The sequence below is a fragment of the Qipengyuania pacifica genome (genome assembly GCF_019857205.1).
Lineage (GTDB): Bacteria > Pseudomonadota > Alphaproteobacteria > Sphingomonadales > Sphingomonadaceae > Qipengyuania > Qipengyuania pacifica.
In genome coordinates, this window is the sequence record NZ_JAHWXO010000002.1 from 347,615 (window position 1) to 371,359 (window position 23,745).

The 23,745-nt window shown below is 59.3% G+C and carries 20 protein-coding genes; 13 read left to right on the plus strand and 7 right to left on the minus strand.

Features of this window, described 5'->3' with window-relative positions; all coding sequences use genetic code 11:
• Positions 1 to 80: 80 nt before the first annotated feature.
• On the plus strand, positions 81 to 1,412 hold the full coding sequence (locus KYK83_RS04705) for an amidohydrolase (protein ID WP_222827363.1): 1,332 nt from the start codon (positions 81 to 83) through the stop codon (positions 1,410 to 1,412).
• Between the two features lie 81 nt (positions 1,413 to 1,493).
• Here the strand turns inward: KYK83_RS04705 and KYK83_RS04710 are convergent, their stop codons facing one another.
• Together KYK83_RS04710 and KYK83_RS04715 are read right to left on the minus strand one after the other, a co-directional pair.
• Complete coding sequence (locus tag KYK83_RS04710) at positions 1,494 to 1,685, minus strand: hypothetical protein (protein WP_369828415.1); 192 nt, start codon at positions 1,683 to 1,685, stop codon at positions 1,494 to 1,496.
• Positions 1,686 to 1,696: 11 nt separating this feature from the next.
• Positions 1,697 to 3,295 carry an isocitrate lyase gene (locus KYK83_RS04715; protein ID WP_346729417.1) on the minus strand — a complete coding sequence of 533 codons (1,599 nt, stop codon included), beginning with the start codon at positions 3,293 to 3,295 and terminating at the stop codon, positions 1,697 to 1,699.
• Positions 3,296 to 3,443: 148 nt separating this feature from the next.
• Here KYK83_RS04715 and KYK83_RS04720 point away from each other — a divergent pair, with 148 nt between their 5' ends.
• The 7 genes from KYK83_RS04720 (at position 3,444) to KYK83_RS04750 (ending at position 12,952) form a co-directional block, all read left to right on the plus strand.
• On the plus strand, positions 3,444 to 4,832 hold the full coding sequence (locus tag KYK83_RS04720) for a helix-turn-helix domain-containing protein (RefSeq protein ID WP_222827365.1): 1,389 nt from the start codon (positions 3,444 to 3,446) through the stop codon (positions 4,830 to 4,832).
• Between the two features lie 75 nt (positions 4,833 to 4,907).
• Entirely contained in the window at positions 4,908 to 5,201 is a 294-nt protein-coding gene (locus tag KYK83_RS04725) for a hypothetical protein (RefSeq protein WP_196846267.1), read from the plus strand.
• A 118-nt stretch (positions 5,202 to 5,319) separates the two neighbouring features.
• Positions 5,320 to 6,705, plus strand: coding sequence for a TIGR03013 family XrtA/PEP-CTERM system glycosyltransferase (locus KYK83_RS04730; RefSeq protein WP_222827366.1), 1,386 nt, complete (start codon positions 5,320 to 5,322; stop codon positions 6,703 to 6,705).
• Positions 6,702 to 8,807, plus strand: coding sequence for an XrtA/PEP-CTERM system histidine kinase PrsK (prsK, locus tag KYK83_RS04735; protein ID WP_222827367.1), 2,106 nt, complete (start codon positions 6,702 to 6,704; stop codon positions 8,805 to 8,807). Before KYK83_RS04730 ends, prsK begins: the two co-directional genes overlap by 4 nt.
• Positions 8,807 to 10,174: a PEP-CTERM-box response regulator transcription factor gene (prsR, locus tag KYK83_RS04740; RefSeq protein WP_222827447.1), complete on the plus strand. Its 1,368-nt coding sequence runs from the start codon at positions 8,807 to 8,809 to the stop codon at positions 10,172 to 10,174. Before prsK ends, prsR begins: the two co-directional genes overlap by 1 nt.
• 100 nt (positions 10,175 to 10,274) lie before the next feature.
• Positions 10,275 to 11,906 carry a tetratricopeptide repeat protein gene (locus KYK83_RS04745; RefSeq protein ID WP_222827368.1) on the plus strand — a complete coding sequence of 544 codons (1,632 nt, stop codon included), beginning with the start codon at positions 10,275 to 10,277 and terminating at the stop codon, positions 11,904 to 11,906.
• Positions 11,907 to 11,947: 41 nt separating this feature from the next.
• Entirely contained in the window at positions 11,948 to 12,952 is a 1,005-nt protein-coding gene (locus KYK83_RS04750; RefSeq protein WP_222827369.1) for a bile acid:sodium symporter family protein, read from the plus strand.
• Here the strand turns inward: KYK83_RS04750 and KYK83_RS04755 are convergent.
• Positions 12,882 to 13,952 carry a DUF475 domain-containing protein gene (locus KYK83_RS04755; RefSeq protein ID WP_222827370.1) on the minus strand — a complete coding sequence of 357 codons (1,071 nt, stop codon included), beginning with the start codon at positions 13,950 to 13,952 and terminating at the stop codon, positions 12,882 to 12,884. The genes KYK83_RS04750 and KYK83_RS04755 overlap by 71 nt on opposite strands.
• A 17-nt stretch (positions 13,953 to 13,969) precedes the next feature.
• Entirely contained in the window at positions 13,970 to 14,842 is an 873-nt protein-coding gene (gene panB, locus KYK83_RS04760; protein WP_222827371.1) for a 3-methyl-2-oxobutanoate hydroxymethyltransferase, read from the minus strand.
• 128 nt (positions 14,843 to 14,970) lie between these two features.
• Between panB and KYK83_RS04765 the strand changes: the two genes are divergently transcribed.
• Positions 14,971 to 16,401, plus strand: a complete 1,431-nt coding sequence (locus tag KYK83_RS04765; protein ID WP_103023355.1) for a sodium-dependent transporter — start codon at positions 14,971 to 14,973, stop codon at positions 16,399 to 16,401.
• A 103-nt stretch (positions 16,402 to 16,504) separates the two neighbouring features.
• Positions 16,505 to 18,085 (plus strand): amino acid permease, encoded by a 1,581-nt coding sequence (locus KYK83_RS04770; RefSeq protein WP_196846262.1) that lies wholly within the window; start codon positions 16,505 to 16,507, stop codon positions 18,083 to 18,085.
• Positions 18,086 to 18,139: 54 nt separating this feature from the next.
• Here KYK83_RS04770 and KYK83_RS04775 read toward each other — a convergent pair whose 3' ends face one another.
• Positions 18,140 to 18,625 carry a pyridoxamine 5'-phosphate oxidase family protein gene (locus tag KYK83_RS04775; protein WP_196846261.1) on the minus strand — a complete coding sequence of 162 codons (486 nt, stop codon included), beginning with the start codon at positions 18,623 to 18,625 and terminating at the stop codon, positions 18,140 to 18,142.
• Positions 18,626 to 18,769: 144 nt separating this feature from the next.
• Between KYK83_RS04775 and KYK83_RS04780 the strand changes: the two genes are divergently transcribed.
• From KYK83_RS04780 to KYK83_RS04790, 3 genes are all read left to right on the plus strand, one after another.
• On the plus strand, positions 18,770 to 20,014 hold the full coding sequence (locus tag KYK83_RS04780; protein ID WP_222827372.1) for a putative DNA modification/repair radical SAM protein: 1,245 nt from the start codon (positions 18,770 to 18,772) through the stop codon (positions 20,012 to 20,014).
• Positions 20,011 to 21,456, plus strand: coding sequence for a UdgX family uracil-DNA binding protein (locus KYK83_RS04785; protein ID WP_248284255.1), 1,446 nt, complete (start codon positions 20,011 to 20,013; stop codon positions 21,454 to 21,456). Before KYK83_RS04780 ends, KYK83_RS04785 begins: the two co-directional genes overlap by 4 nt.
• A gap of 127 nt (positions 21,457 to 21,583) precedes the next feature.
• Positions 21,584 to 22,312, plus strand: a complete 729-nt coding sequence (locus tag KYK83_RS04790; RefSeq protein ID WP_222827373.1) for an extensin-like domain-containing protein — start codon at positions 21,584 to 21,586, stop codon at positions 22,310 to 22,312.
• 4 nt (positions 22,313 to 22,316) lie between these two features.
• Here KYK83_RS04790 and phoB read toward each other — a convergent pair whose 3' ends face one another.
• Both phoB and phoU read right to left on the minus strand, forming a co-directional pair.
• Positions 22,317 to 23,003 carry a phosphate regulon transcriptional regulator PhoB gene (gene phoB / locus KYK83_RS04795; RefSeq protein WP_103023483.1) on the minus strand — a complete coding sequence of 229 codons (687 nt, stop codon included), beginning with the start codon at positions 23,001 to 23,003 and terminating at the stop codon, positions 22,317 to 22,319.
• Positions 23,004 to 23,073: 70 nt separating this feature from the next.
• Positions 23,074 to 23,745, minus strand: a complete 672-nt coding sequence (phoU, locus tag KYK83_RS04800) for a phosphate signaling complex protein PhoU (RefSeq protein ID WP_103023361.1) — start codon at positions 23,743 to 23,745, stop codon at positions 23,074 to 23,076.

A 23,745-nucleotide genomic window follows, 5' to 3' on the forward strand; every position in this document is an offset into this window, starting at 1 on the left:
GTAATGGTCACTGGACCGGATTCATTGGACTTCAGCCCGCGAAACGCTCGCGAGCAAATCGATTGGGGAGAATAAAGGGTATGTCGAAATCAATTTCCACCGGCCTTGCTGCAATTGCAGTGATGCTCGCTTCACCAGTGAGCGCAAACGATTTGAGAGCAGATCTTGAAGGCGACATGCCCGAACTGATGGAGCTTTACCGAGATCTTCACGCCAACCCGGAATTGAGCTTCGAAGAGCATGAAACAGCGGCCAAGCTGGCCAAGCGTATGCGCGCACTGGGTTTCGAGGTTACAGAGAACGTCGGGAAAACGGGTGTCGTATCGGTAATGAAGAACGGCGAAGGCCCGACAGTCCTCTTGCGCGCAGATATGGATGGTCTTCCCGTGGTCGAACAGACGGGTCTGCCGTTTGCTTCCAAAGTAACCGCTACTCCGGCAAGTGGAGTGACCACTGGGGTGATGCATGCTTGTGGGCATGACACGCACATGGCGGGTTTTATCGGCGCTGCGCAGCTTCTGGTGAAGCATAAGGACGAGTGGCAGGGTACTCTCGTCATGGTCTTGCAGCCAGCCGAAGAGATCGGACTTGGTGCGCTCGCGATGATCGAAGACGGCCTGTACACGCGCTTTCCGAAACCTGATTATGCGCTGGCATTCCACGATGCCGCAGCACCCGCCCCTGCCGGCACGATCGGTTATACTCCCGGTTACGCCCTGGCCAATGTCGATAGTGTCGACATTGACGTTAAGGGCGTCGGGGGGCACGGCGCCTATCCGCATACAACGAAGGATCCGATTGTGCTGGCCAGCGCGATTGTCATGAAGTTGCAGACTGTGGTCAGCCGTGACTCTTCGCCGCTGGATCCGGCCGTGATCACGGTCGGAAGCTTCCATTCGGGCGCGAAGCACAACATCATAAGTGACGAAGCCAAATTGCAACTGACCGTGCGCAGTTATTCCGATGAAAGCCGTCAGTTGTTGCTGGACGGCATCCGCCGGGTCGCGCGAGGGGAGGCTATTGCAGCCGGTTTGCCTGAGGAACTGATGCCGGAAGTGACCGTGGAAGATCCCTACACCCCCTCCACTTTCAACGATCCCGAGTTCACTGCCGAAGTTGCAAGCACGTTCAAACAAAGGTTCGGCGAAGACCGCGTGATGGAATGGCCCGCCGTCATGGGAGGCGAAGATTTCAGCCAGTTTCGGCGCGCTGCCCCGGAAGATGTCGATTCGATGATCTTCTGGATTAGCGGAACGACCCAGCCGATGCTCGATGCGCTGGAGAGCGAGGGAAAACCGCTTCCTTCCTTGCATTCGCCGTTCTGGGCCCCTGACGCTGAGAAAGTGATCGAAACGGGGGCCGAGGCCTTGGCCAGCGCCGCCATCGAACTGATGCCGCGCGCAGGCGCCTGATTTACCCAAAAGTGTGGCCGCCGGAGCGTTGGGGCGCTCCGACGGCCGTATTCTCCTCCCCAGGAGAAAGCGTGTCAGTCTTTAGCCGTCTGAAGGAACATAGGTCCCCAGCCGGTGATGCAGGGCGTTGATCTTCGCCAATTCTTCCCGGTCTTCAGTCTGGCGGGCGTAATGCGTCAGGGCAGTACGCAGAAGGCGAAAGTCTGCGGTGGAGAACAGCGCGCGGGCGCGGCCGGGCTCGGTCTTGGGAGTGTCGTCTGTCATGGTCGTCATCCTCTCTCTCCTTACGCTGCAGCGAACTGGTTCATTGTGTTGTCTTCGCCGCCAGCCTTGAGGGCTGCTTCACCGGCAAAGTACTCCTTGTGATCGTCCCCGATGTCAGAGCCGGCCATGTTCTGGTGTTTCACACAAGCGATGCCCTGGCGGATCTCCTCACGTTGCACGTTCTTGACGTAACCGAGCATGGCCTGTTCACCGAAGTATTCGCGAGCGAGGTTATCAGTGCTGAGAGCCGCTGTGTGATAGGTCGGCAGTGTGATGAGGTGGTGGAAAATACCCGCACGCTTCGCGGCATCTGCCTGGAAGGTGCGAATCTTCTCATCAGCTTCAGCCGCAAGCTCGGTGCCGTCGTAATCTACACTCATCAGTTTGGCGCGATCGAACGCCGAAACGTCCTTTCCTGCTTCTGCCCACGCATCGTAGACCTGCTGACGGAAGTTCAGTGTCCAATTGAAGCTGGGTGAATTGTTGTAAACCAGCTTGGCGTTAGGAACGACCTCGCGCACACGATCCACCATACCGGCAATCTGCTCGACATGCGGTTTTTCCGTTTCGATCCATAACAGGTCGGCCCCGTTCTGAAGCGCCGTGATGCAATCGAGCACGCAGCGATCCTCACCCGTGCCGGACCGGAATTGATACAGGTTCGAGGGCAGGCGTTTGGGCGCCAATAGCTTGCCGTCGCGGCTGATGAAGACCTGGCCATTGGTAATGCTTGCCGGATCGACCTCGTCGCAATCGAGAAAGCTGTTGTACTGATCGCCAATGTCGCCGGGTTCGGTCGAATAGGCGATTTGCTTAGTCAGGCCGGCGCCGAGGCTGTCCGTACGGGCGACAATGATGCCATCGGGAACTCCGAGTTCCAGAAATGCGTAGCGAATGGCGCGGATTTTCTGGAGGAAATCCTCGTGTGGCACAGTGACCTTGCCATCCTGATGGCCACACTGTTTTTCATCCGAAACCTGATTTTCGATCTGGAGAGCGCAGGCACCGGCCTCGATCATCTTCTTCGCAAGAAGGTAGGTTGCCTCGGCATTGCCGAAACCAGCGTCGATATCGGCGATGATCGGGACGATATGCGTCTGATGGTCGTCGATCGCTTTCAGAAGGCGATGGGTGTTGACCGCATCTCCTGCTTCCTTCGCCGCGTCGAGTTCGCGGAACAGACCGCCGAGTTCGCGTGCATCCGCCTGTTTCAAGAAGGTGTAGAGTTCTTCAATCAGCGCAGGGACGCTGGTCTTCTCGTGCATCGATTGATCTGGAAGCGGCCCGAATTCGCTACGCAGCGCGGCGACCATCCATCCGGAAAGGTAGAGGTAACGGCGTTTGGTGCTGCCGAAGTGCTTTTTGATCGAAATCATCTTCTGCTGAGCGATGAAGCCGTGCCACGTGCCGAGCGACTGCGTGTAGTTCGCAGGATCCCGATCATACGCATCCATGTCTTCGCGCATGATCCGCGCAGTGTAGCGCGCAATGTCGAGCCCGGTACGGAAACGGTTTTGAACGATCATGCGCGCAGCGCTTTGAGCATCGATCGCACCCCATGGCGCACCGTTTGCTGCAATGGTTTCGTTCATTTCATTGATCCGGGCCGAGTAGGTCACGGGAGTGCTCCTTGTCGCTATAGGCTTGATCGCCTTTCGATGCTTCTGACTGGCCATAGCGGCGAACGATAGGGAAATTTACAGAATAACTTGTCATATCGTCCCGTTGATCGCTAATCTGCATGTAAATATGTCAAGAAAGTTACAGATGGTTGAAGCAGCACTTTTCGCCGGTCCCGCCCTTCGTAGGCTTCGTAAGCGGGAAAGCCTGACCCAAGCCGCAGCCGCCGCGCGCCTGGGCATTTCCCCTAGTTACCTGAACTTGATCGAGCGCAACCAGCGCCCGATCAGCGCGCGCGTTATGGTGCAACTGGTCGAGCAATTCGACTTCGACCCAAGGTCACTTCGCGAAGATGAAGCTATTGGCGGAATAGAAGGACTGGCTCGGCGCCTTGCCGATGAACGTTTCGCCGATTTGGGAATAGACCGGGAAGAGGCGCATGAATTCCTCGCCTCGGCCCCTCAAGTCGCTGCCGCTTTTGCTCGCCTGTACGACAGCGCAGGACCGATCGGATCAGTAGCAAACGACCCTTTGGGAGCATCGCGACGCGAGGTGGAGCGGTGGCGCAATCATTTTGCAGATCTGGATACGGCGGCAGAGGAACTGGCGGATGAACTGCGCTTGTCGCGAGGGGATATCGGCGTAGCTCTCACCGAACGTTTACGCGAGCGCCATCAGCTTTCTGTCAGGATCCTCCCCCGCGATGTGATGCCCGACAGTCTCCGCCGCCTCGATCTCCACGCACGGCAGGTTCAGCTGTCGGAAATGCTGAGTATTCCTTCGCGTAATTTTCAGCTCGCTCTGCAAATCGCCAATCTTGAATTTGCCGATTTGGTCGACTCGGTTGCCAAGGGTGCCAAGTTTGAAGAGGAAACCGCGCGAGCGTTGTTCGCGCGCCATCTCAACGGGTACTTCGCCGCAGCTTTGCTGATGCCCTACAGTCGGTTCCTGCGCGCTTGCGAGGCGACCGGATATGATCTTACTCTTCTTGAAAGGCGCTTTGGCGTCAGCTTCGAACAGCTCGCCCATCGGCTGACCACACTTCAGCGGGTTGGGCAACGTGGCCTGCCGTTTTTCATGGTGCGGCTCGACCGGGCTGGACAGTTTTCCAAGACCTTTGCGGGAGCCAGTACTGCGCGCTTCATTGATTCTGCCGTAAGCTGCCCGCTGTGGCATGCGCACCGGGCTTTCAATCGTGCGGGCGAATTGCAAGTCCAGCTGGTGGCTCCCGACAATACCGGTGACCGGGATGGTGGCTGGCTGACCATGGCCCGAACGGTCGAGGGAAGCGGATCGCCCGGCGATGCACAGTTTGTCATTGCGATCGGGGTGGAAGCTGTATTGGCCGAAGACTTGGCGCAAGCTCGCGGAGTTCCGCTGCGGTCCGATAATGCACAGCCCATCGGCCCAGGTTGCGCTGCATGCCATCGCATCCGCTGCACTCAGCGCTCGCTTCCTCCCGTTGGGCGCAAGCTTATCTTCGATAGATCGAGGCGAGGTATCACACCCTTCGAACTTGAAGACGTTAACCAATAATCGGTCGCCTCGGCGGAACTCAGGCCCGAGAGGGCGCGTTTTCGGTGCATAGATAGATCTCAGGGAAATATGGCTATGACCGAAGAACGCATTACGGAAACCACCGATTCAGCCGGCAATACCCATACCACGCATACAGTTGTATCCGACGGTGCCAATCGCAGCGGCGGCACGAATTGGGCCATTATCCTGTTGGTGCTAGTCGTGGCGATCGTCGGCATTTTCTTCCTGTCGCAAATGAATAACGCCGAGGTCGCAAAGGACAATGCGATTGCCGGTGCTGCCGATCAGGTCGGTAACGCCGCTGGGCAAGTGGGGGAAGCTGCGCAAAATGCCGGAAATGCGGTTGAGGACGCGGTGGCCAACTGAAGCCATTTCAGTGTGCTTGAAAGTGTAACGCTTATTGCCAGTGTAAAATTTACCGACGGTTCACTCTATGTTTGCTAGTCAGGAATTCCGACACTAGCCAATTGCGAGCCGGCCCCGGATGATCCGCCTGTTCAAACACTACATTTCATACAATGTGGTGTTGCTATCAGTAATAGATCTGGTTCTGCTCTTCATAGCAGGCGAAGGTGCATGGCGGCTGCGCGTAACGCAGATATCTGTCGACGCCGGGCCGTTCGCAGAGCGCATTCCGGAACTGGTCGGCTTTGCCGGCGTGGTATGGCTGGCCATGATTGCGGTCGGAACCTACGGCCCGGAAGCGCTCCGCTCCATCCGCTTTGCCACTGCACGTTTGCTAGTCGCCGTCAGCCTTGGCGTGCTCGCGATCGCATTGATGAACTTCGTTCTGCCAGGGTCGGCACTTTGGCGCTCGGTCCTGTTGTATGCCATGGGCATCGCTATCCTGCTGCTCGTTGCCAATCGCATATTGGCTGGCCGCATGTTGGGTGCCGACGCTTTCCGTCGAACGATCCTCGTGCTGGGTTCGGGCAAGCGAGCGGAACGGCTGCTGCGCCTCTCGCAGAGGCAGGACAGCGGGTTTGCCGTTGGTGCATTCGTGGCAATGGGCGATAGCGCCAGCACGATCGAAACCGCGGTCCCGCGTGAATCCATATCCGATCTCGGAAAATTCATTCTTCGGGTCGGTGCGACCGAAGTAGTGCTCGCGCTGGAAGAGCGGCGCAATTCCCTGCCGCTCAAGGACTTGTTGCGGGTCAAGACCAACGGTGTCTACGTGAACGATTTCTCGAGCTTTCTCGAACGAGAACTGGGCCGCGTCGACCTGGACACGCTTAATCCAAGTTGGCTGATTTTCTCGGATGGATTCTCCGCTGGCCAGAGGCTTTCCAGCATTGGGAAGCGCTTTTTCGACATCGTCGTCAGCCTGATGATACTTACGATCGGCGTTCCCTTGATCGCTATCTTCTCCGTTCTGGTAAAACTTGAAACGAAGGGGCCTGCGTTTTTTCGGCAGACCCGTGTCGGTCTTTACGGCCAGAATTTCACACTCGTTAAATTGCGTTCGATGCGTACCGATGCCGAAGCGGCAGGGGCGAAGTGGGCCGAGAAGGATGATCCACGCATAACCCGCATCGGACGTCTCATCCGCAAGGTTCGCATCGATGAACTGCCGCAGGTATGGAGTGTGCTCAAAGGGGAGATGAGCTTCGTCGGGCCTCGCCCCGAAGTGCCCGCATTCGTAAGCGATCTCGAACGCGAGCTTCCCTATTACGCCGAACGACATGTTGTAAAACCTGGCATAACCGGGTGGGCGCAGATCAATTATCCTTACGGTGCAAGCATCGAAGATGCGCGGCATAAGCTTGAATACGATCTCTACTACGCCAAGAACTACACGCCTTTTCTCGATCTCCTCATCCTCTTGCAGACAGCTCGTGTAATCCTGTGGCCGGATGGCGCCAGATGACCACCTGGATCGCAAGTCTGGCCTATGTCGGATATACGGTAGGTGCGATCAGTTGCGCTCTCGCGGCGCTGTGGATTGGGAGCAGGGGCGATGCACGCCGAACTGATCGCACACCCGCTGTCGTGGCCTTGGCGTTGACTGCCAACTGGTGCTTTGCAGCAGCAAGCTTTGGACCAACTCGGCCGATCGTGGAATTGAGCGAGGTCGCGCGTAATCTGGCGTGGCTGTTCATGTTGTACCGGCTTTTCGCAAATGATGGCCGCGATGAAACGCTGCGATTGGTGCGCCCGACAGCAATCGCGCTCGTACTCGTCGAAATTTTCCAAATAGCTTTGCTCTTGATCGCTCGACAGAATATGCCCGGCACTGACCTTGTTGCGATCTTCGACACCGCGTCCTTGTTTCGCATTCTGGTTTGCGTTGGCGCGCTGGTATTGCTCCATAATCTCTATGTTGGCGCCGCAATATCCTCCCGGCAAATCCTGCGCTGGAATGTGGCGTCACTCGCGTGGTTTTGGGTTTTCGATCTCAACTATTTCACGATCGCTTATGTGACGGGCGCTGTGCCACTCGAACTGGATGCACTCCGCGGATTGGCCGCTGCAATTTGTGCAGTTCCCTTTGCGATGGGGTTCAATCGCAATGCATCCGGCTTGGAATTCCGACCATCACGGGCAGTCACCTTCCGGTTTCTCTCTCTCATGGTGATCGCTGCCTATCTGATCGTGATGGTCGCGCTTGCACGATCTTTCGATATTTTTACGGGCGATCTCGCCCGTATGACGCAAGTGGGGCTCATTATAGCAGCCGGCGCACTCGCACTGATCTGGCTGCCGTCTGCCCGGCTGCGTGGATGGTTGAGAGTGACCGCGGTCAAGCATCTATTCAAGCATCGGTACGATTATCGCACAGAGTGGATCAGGTTCACGCATACGATTGGTGCGACCGGCGTCGATAATTCGACACTGCAAGAGCGTTTGATCAAGGCTCTTGCAGACATCACCGATAGTCAAGCCGGCATTCTGCTCACCCCGGATGATGACGGTACACTACAACTTGCCGCGAACTGGCAATGGTCCGAGATAAAGGTGCCGGCAAAGGCTGCTCCTGCCGAGCTTGGTGAACTTCTCGAACGAAATGAGCTGATTGTCGCGCTGGATGAGCTGCGCGAAAATGTCGACCATTGTGGCGAACAGGTTCTGATACCGGAGTGGTTGCGCGAGGATAGGCAAGCTTGGGCAATCGTCCCACTGCTCCATTTCGATCGCCTCGTTGGACTCGCGATATTGTCCCGACCATTGGTAGAGCGAAAGCTCGACTGGGAGGATTTCGATCTGCTCAAGGTCGTGGGCCGGCAGCTTGCCAGCTATCTTGCCGAACAATCCGGTCAGGCTGCATTGCTGGAGGCAGGGAGGTTCGACGAATTCAACCGACGCATTGCTTTCGTCATGCACGACATCAAGAATTTATCGAGCCAGATGTCGCTGCTTTTGCGAAACGCCGAAAAACACGCCGAAAATCCTGAATTCCGAAAAGATATGCTCGTCACCTTGCGGAGCAGTGCGGACAAACTCAATGCGTTGCTCGCCAGGTTGGGGAAATACACCCGACCCGAAACCGGCGCGAGCGAGGTTCTCGAACTTTACAAAACTGTAGAGCGGCTCGCCGATCAATTCGGGCAGATCCATCCCGTAACAGTACTTCGGTCGGAAACCGCTAGGGTCGAAGGTAATTCGAAGGCTCTGGAGCAGGCTCTCAACCACCTGATCCAGAATGCGATCGAGGCCAGTGATACCGATGCCCCGATCATGCTGGCTGCATACTCCGATGGAATCGCGGGCTTGATCCTTATTGCAGACAACGGTCACGGTATGTCGCCAAATTTTCTCCGCAGCGGCCTTTTCAAGCCGTTCGTTTCGTCAAAAGCCGGGGGCTTCGGAATTGGTGCCTTCGAAGCACGCGAACTTGTTCGTGCCATGGGAGGCCGATTGGATGTGGAATCCCGCGAGGGCCTAGGCACGCGCTTTACAATAAGTCTGCCGCTTCTTTCTGCGGCGAAATTATTGGATCGCGCCGATGTTCGCGAACGCGAGGTGGCATGATGGCGCAGTCCAAGCCCAAACTTCTGATCGTCGAGGACGATGAAGGACTTCAGGCCCAACTCAAATGGGCATACGAAGATTTCGATGTTGTCATTGTCGGTACGCGCGAAGCGGCGATCGACGCGCTGAGGACGGAAGAGCCAGCAGTAGTGACACTCGATCTCGGGTTGCCGCCGGATGCAGACGGCACAAGCGAGGGCTTTGCCGTCCTCGAGGCGATCATGGCGTTGAAGCCGGACACTAAAGTCATCGTTGCGTCGGGGCATGGGGCGCGGGAAAGCGCTCTGCGCGCTGTCGATCGAGGGGCTTATGACTTCTATCAGAAGCCCGTAGACATCGACACGCTGGGGCTGATCGTCCAGCGCGCATACCGCTTGTATCAGCTTGAGACCGAGAACCGGCTGCTGGCTCAACAGGTTGGGCAAGACCGGACGGTACTGGGGGCTATGGTTACGGCAGCCCCGGAGATGGCCAAAGTCGCACGAACGATTGAGCGGGTCGCACCCACCAATGTGTCGGTCATGCTCCTTGGCGCCAGTGGTACGGGCAAGGAGCTTCTGGCGAGAGGCGTGCATGATTGCAGCGAGCGCAGACGTGGTGCGTTCGTCGCAATCAATTGCGCCGCCATCCCGGAAACCCTTTTGGAAAGCGAGCTGTTCGGTCATGAAAAGGGCGCGTTCACCGGGGCAGTCAAGACCACTGAAGGCAAGATCGAGCTTGCTCACGGTGGCACGCTGTTCCTCGACGAGGTCGGCGATATCCCGCTACCTCTTCAGGTGAAGTTGTTGAGGTTCCTGCAGGAGCGGAACATCGAGCGTCTTGGTAGTCGAAAAACGATCCCCGTCGATACGAGGATCGTGTGTGCCACCCACCAGAACCTTGAAGCCATGATTTCGGATGGAACATTCCGAGAAGACTTGTTCTACCGCCTTGCGGAGATGGTGATCAAGGTGCCTACGCTTGCAGAGCGGACGGGCGATGCCATCTTGCTGGCCAAATATTTCCTGGCCCGGTTTTCCGACGAGATGAACCTCAAGGTGAAGGGCTTTGCGCCGGATGCACTTGCGGCAATCGACAATTGGAGCTGGCCTGGAAACGTCCGCGAGCTCGAGAACCGCGTCAAGCGGGCGGTGATCATGGCCGATGCCAAATTGGTATCAGTCGAGGATCTGGATCTGGAACAGGCCGATGATGATGGCGCAGACATCACCCTCAATATCAAAGCCGCGCGCGAGCAGGCGGATCGTCGGCTGATCCGGCAAGCGCTCGCGCGGAGCGAGGGGAATATTTCGAACACGGCAAAGTTGCTCGGTATCAGCCGCCCGACACTGTACGACCTGCTCAAGCAGTATGACCTTCAGACTTAGCCTCAGGGCTTACTCACTGTTGGCCTTGACCTGTCTGGTGCTGGGAGCTTGCGGGCAACCGCAGGATACCCAGTCAGAGGTGGATAAAGCGCGGTTGGAATTGGCCAACGGCAACCCTGGCATCGCCAGAATTCACCTCGACCATGCGCTCGCTGCCGGTGTTCCCCGGCGAGAGCTTTCGCTCGACTTTGCTCAAGCTGCATTGGGGGAAGGAGACTTCGCGGGCGCGCGAAACTGGCTTGAAGGGGAGGATTTTCCAGCAGGGGCCGCCGCAGAGCGCCATTTGCTGCTGGGACGCATCGAGATGGCCGAGGGCAATCTAGCGGCGGCAGCGCGAGCATTCGACAGGTCTTTCGAGGCAGACCCGGCGAATGCTGAACTTTGGGTCGAAATCGGGCGGCTGCGCTATCGTCGCGGCGAGCAGGTGCAGGCTTCACAGGCGGTAGAGCGCGCATTGGAACTGGATCCCGAGAACGGCGGAGCGCTGCGATTTCGTGGCCAGCTGATCCGCGATGCCCAAGGTATGCGATCGGGCGTTCGCTTCCTGCGCGATGCCGTCGAGCGGCAGCCTGACGACGTTTCCTTGCGCGTTGAACTTGCGGCTACTCTGGGGGATGCGGGGGAGGCGGCAGAGGCGCTTCGAGTTCTGCGCGGGGGCGACGGCAGCGCGGTTGGTACAGCGCAGGGGCTGTTCGTCCAGGCAGTCATCGCGGCGCGGGGTGGAAATTTCCGATTGGCGCGCGACCTGCTGGGGCGGTCCAACCTTGTCGAAAGAAGGGTCCCGTCAGCGCAAATCCTATCGGCCATCATCGATTTGCAGGAGGAGAACTATGCGAGTGCGGTGAGGGCTCTGGATCGGATTTATGGTGGGGGGCAGGCGGATAACCGGCGGGTTCGGGATTTGCTGGCTTACGCGCTGTCGCGCAGTGGCGGGGAGCAGGAACTGGTTTCGCGGTTTGCGCAGACTGCTGCTGGGACTGGCGGATCTGCGTATCTGCGCACTCTGGTCGGGCGGGCTTACGAAGCGCTGGGCGACCGGGATACGGCAGCCGAATTCCTTGATCTGGCGGCGGTATCACAAGGCGGCATGGTGGTACTTCCTGCTGTAAATACAAATAGTTCGGACAACGGAGGCGGGGTCGAGACGCGCAATTTCGTACGGATGGCGATTGCTCGTGGAGACCCGGCGGCGGGTGTGGCGAAGGCGCGGGATTTCGCGCGCCGGTTTCCCGGTTCGGCCGATGCGTTTTCGATCCTGGGCGACGCGGAGCTGGCCTCGGCTAACCGGGCGGCTGCGCGCACGGCCTATGAGCGATCTGCCGAAATCAGACGCGGATGGGTGCTGATCATACGTTTGATCGGGGTACAGAACACCCCGGCAGATGCTCGGCGTATGATCGAGACATATGTGCAGGGTAACCCGATGAACGGTGAGGCCGCCGCCATGCTGGCCGATGCCCTGGCAGCGGAAGGGAAATGGGCGAGGGCGGTGCCGCTGCTGGATCATGCCATGCAATCCGGGATGGAGCGCGTGCCCTGGGTGCTGGCCGCGCGAAGTGTGGCCGCGCGGGAACTGGGCGATCAGGAAGGGGCACTGTCCTTCGCCGTGGCAGCGCACGAACTGCAGCCGATGAACCCCTATGCAATTTCCGCGCTCATCGCGGTTCTGCCCGAGAACGACCCGAAGCGTATTGAACTTGAAGCGAAGTTGAGGTCTGTGACAGCGATCTGAACCTCTCGACACCCGCCCCGCAGCGCGGCAGAGGGCGGTCCATGAGTTTCAGAACAGTCCTGTCGGACCCCATGCTGCGCATGCTGGTCACCGCCATAGCGCTCGCCGCCCTGCTGCCTGCGACAGGCGACGCCCGGGGAGTAGCCCAGGCTGTGGCGAATGCCGCGATCTTCGTCCTGTTTCTGCTGAACGGAATGCGGATAGCGCGCGGCGACATCGTGGCCGGTGTCGCCAACTGGCGGTTCCTGCTGCCCCTGATCCTGTGGGTCTTCGGCGCGATGGCGGTGATCGGACTGGCACTGTCGTCACTTGCGAGTGCCTGGCTCGCGCCGTCCGTGGCGCTGGGTTTTCTGTATCTGGGCGTGCTGCCGTCCACCGTCCAGTCAGCGACATCCTATAGCTCGCTGGCAGGGGGCAATGTCGCGCTGTCGGTGGTAGCCGCGGCGCTGCTCAACATCCTTGGCGTGTTCGTGACGGTCCCGGTGTTTCTGGCGCTGGGCGGGAGCGGCAGCGGGGATGTGGGAATGGGGGCTTTCGTGAAGATCATGCTGCTGCTGGTGCTGCCCTTCGCAATCGGGCAGTTACTGCAAAGCCGGACGGTCGCGTTCACCAACAGGCACAAGGGAAAGATCGTGTGGGTCGATCGCTTCGTGATTTCGGCAGCGATCTACGTGGCGTTTTCGGGTGCGGTAGAGCAGGGTATCTGGACGCGGGTCGATGCGCTCGACTGGCTGGGTATCGCAGGGCTGGTCGTAACGTTTCTGTTCGTCGCGAACATCGGGGCATGGCTGACGGGTAAGGCTCTTGGCCTCGCCCGCCCGGATCGCATTTCTTTCCTGTTTGCCGGCGCGCAGAAGAGCGCTGCAGTGGGCGCGCCGCTGGCCACCATCCTGTTTCCGGCCGACCAGGCGGGGTTCATCGTGGTGGCGCTGCTGCTCTATCACCTGTTCCAGCTGGTGGTGGCAGCGCCGATCGCTAGTCGGCTGGCGGCGTCATCGCATCTTCGGGATGGCGGCGATTGTGCCGCACCGACCACGCGAAGCTGAGGCCGATAAGAACGGCGCCCAGCAGACCGGTGATCGTTTCCGGAATATGGTAGCGGGCCGACAGCAGCATGATGATCCCGAGCACGATGATCGCCCAGAACGCGCCGTGTTCAAGGTAGCGATATTGGGCCAGCGTGCCGGTGCGCACCAGATGGATCGTCATCGAACGGACGAACATTGCCCCGACAGACAGGCCCAGAGCGATGATGATCATGTTGTTCGACAGCGCGAAGGCGCCGATCACCCCGTCGAAGCTGAAGCTGGCGTCGAGGACTTCCAGATAGAGGAAACCGCCCAGGCCTGATTTGACGATTTCGCCGGTAGCCTTCTTGGCCGCTTCGCGTTCCTCGATCAGGGCCGCGATGGCGTGCACGGCAATGAAGGTCACGAGGCCGAGGATGGCAGCGGTGAGGAAGGTAATGGCATCGGCCGGCGCGAGCATGGTCGAAACCGTGTAGACCAGCACGAGCACGAGCCCGATTTCGATCGCGGGAACATTGGAGAATTTGTTGATCGTTTTTTCGACCGCCGCGATCCAGTGCACTTCCTTGTCGTTGTCGAAGAAGAAGGTCATCCCCACCATCGCCAGGAAGGCGCCGCCGAAACCGGCAATGCCGATGTGCGCATCGGACACGATGCGTTCGTATTCGGCGGGATTGTTGAGGGACAGGGAAACCGCCTCGAGAGGTCCGACCTTTGCCGCGATGGCGACGATCGCAATGGGAAAGACGATGCGCATGCCGAAGACCGCGATCAGGATCCCGATGGTCAGGAAGCGCTGCTGCCAGACCGGATCCATATCGCGCAGCACGGTGGCGTTGACCACCGCATTATCGAAGCTGAGCGAAACTTCGAGGATCGACAGGACAAGGACGATCCACAGAATGCCGAGTGTGGCGGTGATCGACCCGGTGCTCGCCCAGCCATACCATCCAGCCAGCGCAAAGCAGACCGCGGTAAAGGCGAAGGAGAACGCGTAGTATTTGCGCATGGTTTCCATGAGAGATGCTCGGTTGGTCAGCCCTTGGGCTGATAGGTTTGATCGGAGGTCGGGAAACTGCGCGCACGCACTTCTTCGGCGTATTTCACCACCGTGCGTTCGATGACGCCGGCGATGTCTTCATACTTCTTCACGAAGCGGGGGACGCGATCGAACATGCCCAGCATGTCTTCGGTCACGAGGACCTGCCCATCGCATTGGGCGGAAGCGCCGATGCCGATGGTAGGACAGGAGACCGTCTCCGTCGCTTCTATCGCGATCGGTTCGAGCACGCCTTCCAGGACGATGGCGAAGGCCCCAGCCTTGTCGAGCGCCTGGGCATCGCCCACGATCTTGGTCGCTTCCGCATCGTCGCGGCCGCGCGCGCCGTAGCCACCGAGCACATTGACCGCCTGTGGGGTGAGGCCGACATGGCCCATGACGGGAATGCCCCGCTGATTGAGGAAGGCCACGGTTTCGGCCATCTGTTCGCCGCCTTCGAGTTTGACCGCGGCTGCGCCGGACTGCTTGAGCAGGAAAGTGGCGCTTTCGAACGCCTGCTGGGGCGACTGTTCGTACGAGCCGAACGGCATGTCGACCACGACAACGGAATGATAGCTGCCCCGCACGACGGCCGCGGCGTGATTGGCCATCATGTCGAGCGTGACGGGGATGGTGGTGGGCAGGCCATAGATGACCTGCGCCAGAGAATCGCCCACCAGCAGGATATCGCAATGCGCATCAAGCAGTTGCGCCTGGCGCGCGGTGTAGGCCGTGAGCATCACCAGCGGTTCGCGCGTTTCACCATCCGCCTTGTGCGCCCGGATCTTGGGCACGGTAAGCCGCTTCATCGGCTGCGGTGTGGGATTGGCACGGCTGGTGCTGGTATCGAGCTGGAAGGTTGTAGACATGGTCGCTCCAGTAGCAATCGCGTGGACGATGGCAAAGCGAAGCTTGGAATTCCACGGTATTCCGTGTCTAAGGGCGCAAATTTCATGCGCGCGGCAGCAATAGTCGCGATCCGGGAGGTGTAAAAACGATGGTCGCAACCACCACTTCGACAAGCGAAGGCTGGTCCTCGCGTTCGGCATTCATCCTCGCTGCGGTAGGGGCTGCAGTGGGGTTGGGGAACATCTGGCGTTTCCCCACGCTTGCCGGGGAAAGTGGCGGCGGCGCCTTCGTAATCTTCTATATCGCCTGCGTGTTCCTGCTGGGCCTGCCGCTGGTCCTGTCCGAAGTGTTCATCGGCAAGGCGGGACAGACGGACGCCGTGGGATCGATCCGGCGCGTGGCCGCACAGTCCAAGGCATCGCCAAGCTGGGCGATTTTCGGCGGCGTGGGCGCGCTGGCGGCATTTCTGATCGTTTCGTTCTATTCCGTGGTGGCGGGCTGGGTGCTCTATTACGCGGGCATCATGGGCGGCGATCTGGTGCAGGCCATTCTGGCCGGTGATCCCTTCAGAGGCGCGCTGGCCGGTGAAAGCCAGGATCAGATCCAGCAGCGGCTGAGCGACATGTTCGCCAGCCCCGGTTTGCTGCTGGGCGTCCACTTCGTCTTCATGGGACTGACGCTCTATATCGTCGCGCGCGGTGTGAGTTCGGGTATCGAGAAGGCGGCGACCTATCTGATGCCCATGTTCTTCGTGCTGCTGGTCGGGCTGGTGCTGTATGGCGCCATCGAAGGCGACATCGGCCAGGCCGCTGCGTTCCTGTTCACGCCGGACTGGTCGAAGCTGACCCCGCAGGTCATGAATTCCGCCCTTGGGCAGGCCCTGTTCTCGCTGTCGCTGGGGGTTGCCGGGCTGATAACCTACGGATCCTATATCAAGGAAGGCAGCGGCCTTGGCCCGACATCGGCCCTGATCGCGGTTGCCGATACCTGCGTGGCCCTGCTGGCCGGCCTGATGATCTTCCCGATCGTGTTCGCCGTGGGCCTCGATCCCGCAGCGGGGCCGACGCTGGTGTTCCAGACATTGCCTTTCGCATTCCAGACCATGCCAGGCGGCGCCCTGTTCGGCTTCCTGTTCTTCGTCCTCATCCTGGTGGCCGCAGTGACCAGTTCGATTTCGCTGCTGGAAGTGCCGACGGCCTGGGGCATCGGAGAGCGTGGCTGGAGCCGCCCGAAATCGGCGCTGATCTTCGGCGGCGGTGCCTTCCTGATGGGGATAGCCTGCCTGCTGGGTTACAATGTGTGGGCCGATGTGCGCCCGTTGGGCTTCTGGAGCCTGTTCGCGGATACCGATATTCTGGACACGGTCGATGGATTTACCGGCAAGGTGATGCTGCCGGTCGGCGCGCTGCTGACATCGATCTTCATCGGGTGGAAAGCGGACAAGAACCTGCTGCTGACCACGACGGGACTGTCCCCGCTGGCCTTCGGCATATGGCGTTTCCTGATCGCGTGGCTGTGCCCGCTGGCGGTCGCCATCATCCTTGCAACCGGCCTGTTTCCCTCAATTCTGGGTACTTGATACGAATTCGGCTTTTCGGGCGAGGAATTAGCATTTAATTGCCGTAGTCCGGCTGGCGGAGCAGGGTAGTCCTGCGGCGGGCCTGTGGGGGGCCATAGGCCGCATGATTTTCGACAGAGTAAAACCGCTCGACGCCATTCTGGCCGCAGCGGAGAAGAAGTCGCTGAGCCGGTCGCTTGGCTGGTTCCAGCTCACCCTGATGGGCATCGGTTGCGTTATCGGCACGGGCATTTTCGTGCTGACCGCCGTCGGGGCACAAAAGGCCGGGCCCGGCCTGATGATCGCCTTCGCCATAGCCGGCGGCGTCTGCATCGTGGCTGCGCTCTGCTATGCCGAAATTGCCGCGATGATACCGGTCGCCGGATCGGCCTATACCTACAGTTACGCCACCATAGGCGAATTCTTCGCCTGGACGGTGGGCTGGGCACTGATCATGGAATACGCCATCGCTGCATCGGCGGTGTCGGTAGGCTGGTCGGGATATTTCTCGGGGACCGTGCTGGGCGGACTGGGTATTCATCTGCCCGCCTGGTTGAGCGCAGGGCCGCTGGCCCTGGGCGGGGCCGCAGGCGGGTTCATCAACCTTCCTGCGCTGGTGATCGCGCTGCTGGTGACCGGCCTGCTGGTCATCGGCACGAGTGAAAGCGCCAAGGTCAATGCCGTCCTCGTCATCGTGAAGGTTACGGCGCTGACCGCGTTCGTGGCGATCACGCTGACGAGTTCGGAGTTCGAAGCGTCGCATTTCAACCCGTTTCTGCCGGCCGGGGTCTTCGGTGGTTGGGGAACCGGGGTGGGTGCAGTCGGTGCCGCGGCGACCATGTTCTTCGCCTATGTCGGTTTCGATGCGGTTTCGACCGCGGCGGAGGAAACCAAGAACCCGCAACGCAACGTGCCCATCGGGCTGGTCGGATCGCTGCTGTTCTGCACGATCTTCTACATCCTTGTCGCAGGGGGTGCGATCGGGACCATCGGCGGGCAGCCGATCATGGATGCGATGGGCATTCCGCTGGAAGCGGGATCGCCCGAACTGGCGCGCCAGTGCGCGATGCCGCAATATGCCGATGCGCTGGTCTGTTCGAACGAACCGCTGGCCCATGTGCTCAAGATGCTGGGCTTTTCCGGCTTCGGCAATGCGATCGGGCTGGCAGCCTTCCTCGCGCTGCCTTCGGTTATCCTGGTGCTGATTTTCGGCCAGACGCGCATCTTCTTCGTGATGAGCCGCGATGGGCTGCTGCCCGAACGGCTGAGCCGGGTGCACCCACGGTTCAAGACGCCGCATGTCGTGACCATCATCACCGGTCTTGCCGTGGCCATTGGGGCGGCATTCTTCCCGGTCGGTCAGCTGGCGGATATCTCGAACGCGGGAACGCTCTATGCCTTCCTGATGGTGGCAGTGGCCGTCATGGTGCTCCGCGTGAGGGATCCGGGGCGCAAGCGCCACTTCAAGGTGCCCATGGTGTGGGTCGTCGCGCCGCTGACGATCATCGGCTGCGTACTGCTGTTCTTCAACCTGCCGAGTGCCGCCATGCTGTTCCTGCCGGGATGGGGGATCATCGGCGTGGTGATCTATGTGCTCTATTCGCGCAGGCGCAGCCATCTGGGGCAGGGCATTGTCGAAGTGGTCGACGATGTTGCCGGAGACGAGACGATGGTGCCGATCGAGCCTGGCAGGAAGAACGACTGATACAAGAAGGGGCGCCCGGTGAGGCGCCCCTTTTCGATTCGAGAGACGGTCGGGTCAGATATCGACCGTATCGACGTGGCGTTTTTCCGCTTCGTCGTGGACCGTCATGCCCAATGCCATCTTCGCGGTATTCAGGAGGCCGATGTCGCCGTCCCAGATTTCCGCATCGCCCAGATCCATGCGCAGGAACAGGATATCGGGATCGGTCTTGCCGCCATCGTACCAGGCTTCGATGAAATTATTCCAGAACTGGTCGAACCGCTCCTGACTGGTTTCCTTCACCAGCGTGCCATTGAAGCGGGCGAACATGTCGTGGCCCTTTCCTTCGAAGGTCGCGGTGGCGGAACCGAGCTTCGCAAAGTCGCTCTTGGTGTGGGTGAAGAACCAGATCGAACTGTTAGCATCCTTGTCGAGCTGCGGGCTCATCGGCACCGCAGTGGAGCTGTCGTTCGTAAGCTGGAGGAACAGAAATGGGCTGTCTGCCAGCGACTTCCAGAACTTCTTCTTGAGGTCTTCCGGATTTCCTTCGGCGTGTTTCATCAATCGACTCCTCGTGAGATTTGTCTTCATGCAATGATCGACACGTCTGTTCGGTCCCGCGGGTGGATGCAGCGAAAACGGCAAGGGGGGCGAATTATATCAAACGATATTTGCAACGCAGCGTGTTGAACATATATAGAACAAATGGCCTCTGCCTCCACCCTTCAGAAGCTCGAAATTCTCGCGGATGCGGCGAAATACGATGCATCCTGCGCGTCTTCGGGAACGTCGAAACGCAATTCGGTTGGCGGGAAGGGGATCGGGTCGACGGAAGGGATGGGCATTTGTCACGCCTATGCGCCCGACGGCCGCTGCATCAGTCTGCTGAAAATCCTGCTGACCAATTACTGCGTGTTCGATTGCCACTACTGTATCAATCGCAAGAGTTCGAACGTCGCCCGCGCCCGGTTCACGCCGCAGGAAGTGGTGGATCTGACACTGGCGTTCTATCGGCGTAATTATATCGAGGGGCTGTTCCTTTCGTCAGGCATTGTCAAAAGCTCCAATCACACGATGGAGCAACTGGTCGAAGTGGCGCGCATCCTTCGCGAAGAACATGACTTTCGCGGTTATATCCATCTCAAGACCATCCCCGAAGCGGATGCGGAAATCGTGCATCAGGCCGGGCTGTATGCCGACCGCGTTTCGATCAATGTGGAACTGCCGACCGATAGCGGCTTGACCCGCCTCGCGCCGGACAAGAACTCCGGTCAGATCGAAGGGGCGATGGGGAAGGTGACCAGCGACATCGCCGAGCTTAAAGATGCGCGCAAGAAGTTCAAACATGCGCCACGTTATGCTCCGGCGGGGCAATCCACGCAGATGATCGTTGGCGCGGACACAGCGACGGACAGCGATATCGTTGGCAAGGCGAGCCGACTCTACGACAGTTTCAAACTGCGGCGTGTATATTACAGCGCGTTTTCTCCCATTCCCGATGCGAGTGCGGTTCTCCCGTTGAAGCGGCCGCCATTGATTCGCGAACACAGGCTATACCAATCGGACTGGTTGATGCGGTTTTACGGCTACAAGCCGGCCGAGGTGATGCAGGCGACAGAAGCGGATGGAAATCTGCCGCTGGACATCGACCCCAAGCTTGCCTGGGCGCTCAAGTTTCGGGAGCAGTTCCCCGTGGATGTAAATCGCGCCACGAAGGAGCAATTGCTGCGCGTGCCTGGCCTGGGCGTAAAAGCGGTTCACAAGATCCTTGCCAGTCGCAGGCACCGGACGTTGCGGCTTGACGATGTGGCGCGGCTTACGCTGTCCATCACCAAGGTTCGACCGTTCATCTGCACCGTGGATTGGCGTCCTTTATTGCTGACGGACCGGGCAGATCTGCGCACGATGCTCGCGCCCAAGACTGAACAGCTGGAGCTGTTTTCGGCATGACCATGCTCCCGGCCGCGCACGCAGACAGTTTCCATGTGGTGCATCTGCCGGCAGCGGATGATTTCGATTTCTGGCGCGATTGTGCACGAGCGCTGATCCAGGCTCAGGTTCCGCCCGATCGTATTTCCTGGATCGAACCGGGAGGGAGCGGCGACCTTTTCGCGCAAGGTGACCATGGTGTTCCTGCGCTGACTTCAGGTGCGCCGCCTGTACGTGCCAACCGGCGGTTCGTGAACCTGGCAAGAAATGCCGCGCTTCATTCCGATCCGGAGCGGTTCGCGCTGTTGTACCGGCTGTTATGGCGGTTGCAGGAAAATCCCGGGATGATGGAGGACAAGGCTGACGACGATGTCCGCAAGATCGAGGAGCTCGACAAGAATGTTCGGCGCGACAGTCACAAGATGCATGCATTTGTGCGGTTTCGCCTAGTCGAAGCGGATGAGGCAGAAGGCGGTGATCGATACGTCGCCTGGTTCGAGCCAGACCATCATATTCTGCGCGCCAATGCGGGTTTCTTCATGCGCAGGTTTGCCAATATGCGCTGGTCGATCCTTACGCCTCGCGGAAGCCTTCACTGGGACGGCGAAACCATGGCCGAGGGGCCGGCAGCAGAGCGCTCCGATGCTCCGCAAGGCGATCCCATGGAGGATTTATGGCGCACTTATTACGCGTCCATCTTCAATCCGGCGCGTCTCAAGATCGGCGCGATGCTGAAAGAAATGCCGAAGAAATACTGGAAGAACATGCCTGAAGCGGCGCTAATTCCCGAGCTCGTCGCAGGGGCCCAATCCCGTGAGGCGAAAATGGTCGAGAAGGGAGCGCTGGAATTCGACGAGCGGCCGGAGACTTTGGCCGCGATCGACAAGGCTATATCAGCCTGTCGCAAATGCCCGATCGGATTGCTGGATAATCACGCCGTCATGGGTGAAGGGCCGCAGGACGCTGCCTTGATGATCGTGGGCGAACAGCCGGGCGATCAGGAGGATATCAAAGGCCGACCCTTCGTCGGCCCAGCGGGACAATTGCTCGACGATCATCTGCGGACGGCGGGGATCGATCGAAGCGCGGCTTACGTCACCAACGCCGTAAAACATTTCAAATATGTTCAACGCGGAAAACGGCGCATTCACCAGAGCCCGGCGGCAAAGGAAATCGATACGTGTCGGTGGTGGATGGAAAGCGAAAGAGCGATCGTTCAACCGAAACTGGTGCTGGCGATGGGGGCCAGTGCAGCACGGGGCATGCTCGGTAAAACAGTCAGTATTTCCAACGCTCGGGGCGCACCGATCCAGCTAGAGGACGGCAGTGAGTTGTGGGTGACAGCGCACCCATCCTATCTGCTGCGTCTGGATGGGGCCGCCAGGGATGAACAGGTGCGCTTGTTCGACAACGACCTGCGGGCGGTGCGGCAACGTCTCGACGAAATCGCTCAGCGAGCGTGACCCGCATCCACCACGCTGGTTCTGCGTAAGCATAGATGGTTGAGGAACAATTTGCCGCGGCCACAGCTACTTAGAAACATAGGTAGCAGCCGAGTACCATCGGGAAGGGCAAAGTGTTGGAATATCGATGGTAAAGGCGCATCTTTCCAAACGCATCGGCAAGTTCACCGGTGACCGCCGGGTTCTGGTATTACTGATCTTGGCCGGCCTGCTGATAGCTGGCCGCGTGTGGCTAGCCGAACATCCCGAGCATGATCCCTGGGCGCCACTGGACTTACGCGATCCTGTGGGGTGGGCCACGGAAGCCAAGTTGCAATCCCTGCGTGAGGATGTGGCCGAATGCCGGGGCGTTCTCGACCGAAGCGATGTGGTCCATGAAATACTCGAGCCGGCGGGCGAAGGTGCTTGCAGGCGGGAAGACCGTACCGTCCTTACCGGGCTCCCGTTGTCGCCGAATAGTCCGCCTGTGACATGTTCGGCATCGATTGCGCTGCTGTTGTGGGAACGCGAGGCAGTGGCACCGCTAGCCGAAGAAATCTTCGGTTCGGAAATTCAGCGTATAGAGCATCTTGGAGCGTATTCCTGCCGCCGTCTCTACGGGCGTGATTCCGGTCCTTGGAGTGAACACGCGACTGCCAACGCGATAGATATCGCGGGGTTCGTCCTTGCGGATGGCACGCGGATCAGCGTGCTGAACGACTGGTCGGGAGAAGGCGATAAAGCCCAATTCCTGCGAAGGGTGCGCGATGATGCCTGCGACAGTTTTTCGACTGTCCTGTCACCCGATTACAACGCGGCCCATGCCGATCATTTCCATCTCGACATGAGCCCTCGCTGGCGCAGCGTCTGCCGATAGGTCGCTACGCTTCCAGCGAGTAACCTGCGCTGCGGACGGTACGAACCGGATCCTTTGCGCCTTCGATCTCGATCGCCTTGCGCAAACGGCGAATATGTACGTCGACCGTTCGCAGTTCGATTTCGCTTTCGGTACCCCACACGCCGTCGAGCAATTGCCCACGGCTGAAGACCCGCCCCGGGCTTTCCATGAAGAATTTCAGCAGCCGGTATTCGGTCGGTCCGAGTTGCAGCGTGCGGCCGCGGCGGGTGACCTTGTGCGCTACGGGATCGAGCAGGATATCGCCGACTTCGATGCTTTCCCCTGCCAGGGCAGGGCGGATGCGCCGCATGACAGCGGCAACCCGCGCGAGCAGCTCGCGTGGCGAAAAGGGTTTGGTGAGGTAATCGTCCGCGCCGGTATCGAGGCCGCGGATACGATCATCCTCTGCCTCGCGCGCGGTAAGCATGATGATCGGAACATGCGCGGTATCCTTGTCCCGTCGCAAGCGGCGACAGACTTCGATCCCGCTGGTACCTTCGATCATCCAGTCCAGGATAACCAGGTCTGGCACGTCTTCCGATGCGAGAAGCAGGGCTTCATCGCCATCCGACGTCGTGCGGACGTTGTAGCCTTCATTGGTGAAGCGATATTCGAGCAGTTCGGAGAGGGCCGGATCGTCCTCTACCAACAATAGTTTGGCCGCGTGCAAATCCTTGCCTTTCCGGGAGTTTTCTATCTCGGTCGGCATGGCTTTATGACCTTTGAACTACAGTTTTGTGTCAACTGTCCTCGTCGGGCGGATAGTTTCCGGTTGCGGCGAAATGCACCATTTCAGCAACATTCGTTGCATGATCGCCCACACGTTCGAGATTGCGCGCGATGAAGAGCATCTGCGCCGCGCTCGAGATCGTGGAAGGGTTTTCCACCATGTGACTGACGAGGTTGCGGAAAATCGAGTTGTAGAAAGCGTCGACCTTCTCATCCGTCGCGATGACTTCGCGGGCAAGTTCGGCATCGCGTGCGGCATAGGCGGTCAACACATCGTGAACCATTTCCGCGGCGACTTCGGCCATCGCGGGAAGCAGCGTGAGCGGTTCGAACTGCTTGCGGTTCGGGCCGATCTGCTTGCTCGCCTTGGCGATGTTCTTCGAATAATCGCCGATCCGTTCGACGACGCCGGCAATCTTGAGAGCGGCGATCACTTCGCGCAGATCGTCGGCCATTGGCGCGCGGAGGGCGATGATACGGACCGCGAGCTTGTCGATCTCGGTTTCGAGCGCGTCGATCTTCTTGTCGCCCTTGATGACCAGGTCGGCAAGTTCGTCGTCGCCCTTGACCAAGGCTTCGAGCGAACGCTCGACAGCCGCTTCGGCGAGCCCGCCCATTTCGGCGATAAGGCCGCGCAGCCGCGTAATATCTTCGTCGAAGGCCTTTACAGTGTGTTCTTGCAT

Coding starts and splice junctions, on each gene's coding strand:
- KYK83_RS04705 (WP_222827363.1), top strand. CDS start 81: ATGTCGAAATCAATTTCCACCGGCCTTGCTGCAATTGCAGTGATGCTC.
- KYK83_RS04710 (WP_369828415.1), bottom strand. CDS start 1,685: ATGACGACCATGACAGACGACACTCCCAAGACCGAGCCCGGCCGCGCC.
- KYK83_RS04720 (WP_222827365.1), top strand. CDS start 3,444: ATGGTTGAAGCAGCACTTTTCGCCGGTCCCGCCCTTCGTAGGCTTCGT.
- KYK83_RS04725 (WP_196846267.1), top strand. CDS start 4,908: ATGACCGAAGAACGCATTACGGAAACCACCGATTCAGCCGGCAATACC.
- KYK83_RS04730 (WP_222827366.1), top strand. CDS start 5,320: ATGATCCGCCTGTTCAAACACTACATTTCATACAATGTGGTGTTGCTA.
- prsK (WP_222827367.1), top strand. CDS start 6,702: ATGACCACCTGGATCGCAAGTCTGGCCTATGTCGGATATACGGTAGGT.
- prsR (WP_222827447.1), top strand. CDS start 8,807: ATGGCGCAGTCCAAGCCCAAACTTCTGATCGTCGAGGACGATGAAGGA.
- KYK83_RS04750 (WP_222827369.1), top strand. CDS start 11,948: ATGAGTTTCAGAACAGTCCTGTCGGACCCCATGCTGCGCATGCTGGTC.
- KYK83_RS04755 (WP_222827370.1), bottom strand. CDS start 13,952: ATGGAAACCATGCGCAAATACTACGCGTTCTCCTTCGCCTTTACCGCG.
- panB (WP_222827371.1), bottom strand. CDS start 14,842: ATGTCTACAACCTTCCAGCTCGATACCAGCACCAGCCGTGCCAATCCC.
- KYK83_RS04765 (WP_103023355.1), top strand. CDS start 14,971: ATGGTCGCAACCACCACTTCGACAAGCGAAGGCTGGTCCTCGCGTTCG.
- KYK83_RS04770 (WP_196846262.1), top strand. CDS start 16,505: ATGATTTTCGACAGAGTAAAACCGCTCGACGCCATTCTGGCCGCAGCG.
- KYK83_RS04775 (WP_196846261.1), bottom strand. CDS start 18,625: ATGAAACACGCCGAAGGAAATCCGGAAGACCTCAAGAAGAAGTTCTGG.
- KYK83_RS04780 (WP_222827372.1), top strand. CDS start 18,770: ATGGCCTCTGCCTCCACCCTTCAGAAGCTCGAAATTCTCGCGGATGCG.
- KYK83_RS04785 (WP_248284255.1), top strand. CDS start 20,011: ATGACCATGCTCCCGGCCGCGCACGCAGACAGTTTCCATGTGGTGCAT.
- KYK83_RS04790 (WP_222827373.1), top strand. CDS start 21,584: ATGGTAAAGGCGCATCTTTCCAAACGCATCGGCAAGTTCACCGGTGAC.
- phoU (WP_103023361.1), bottom strand. CDS start 23,745: ATGCAAGAACACACTGTAAAGGCCTTCGACGAAGATATTACGCGGCTG.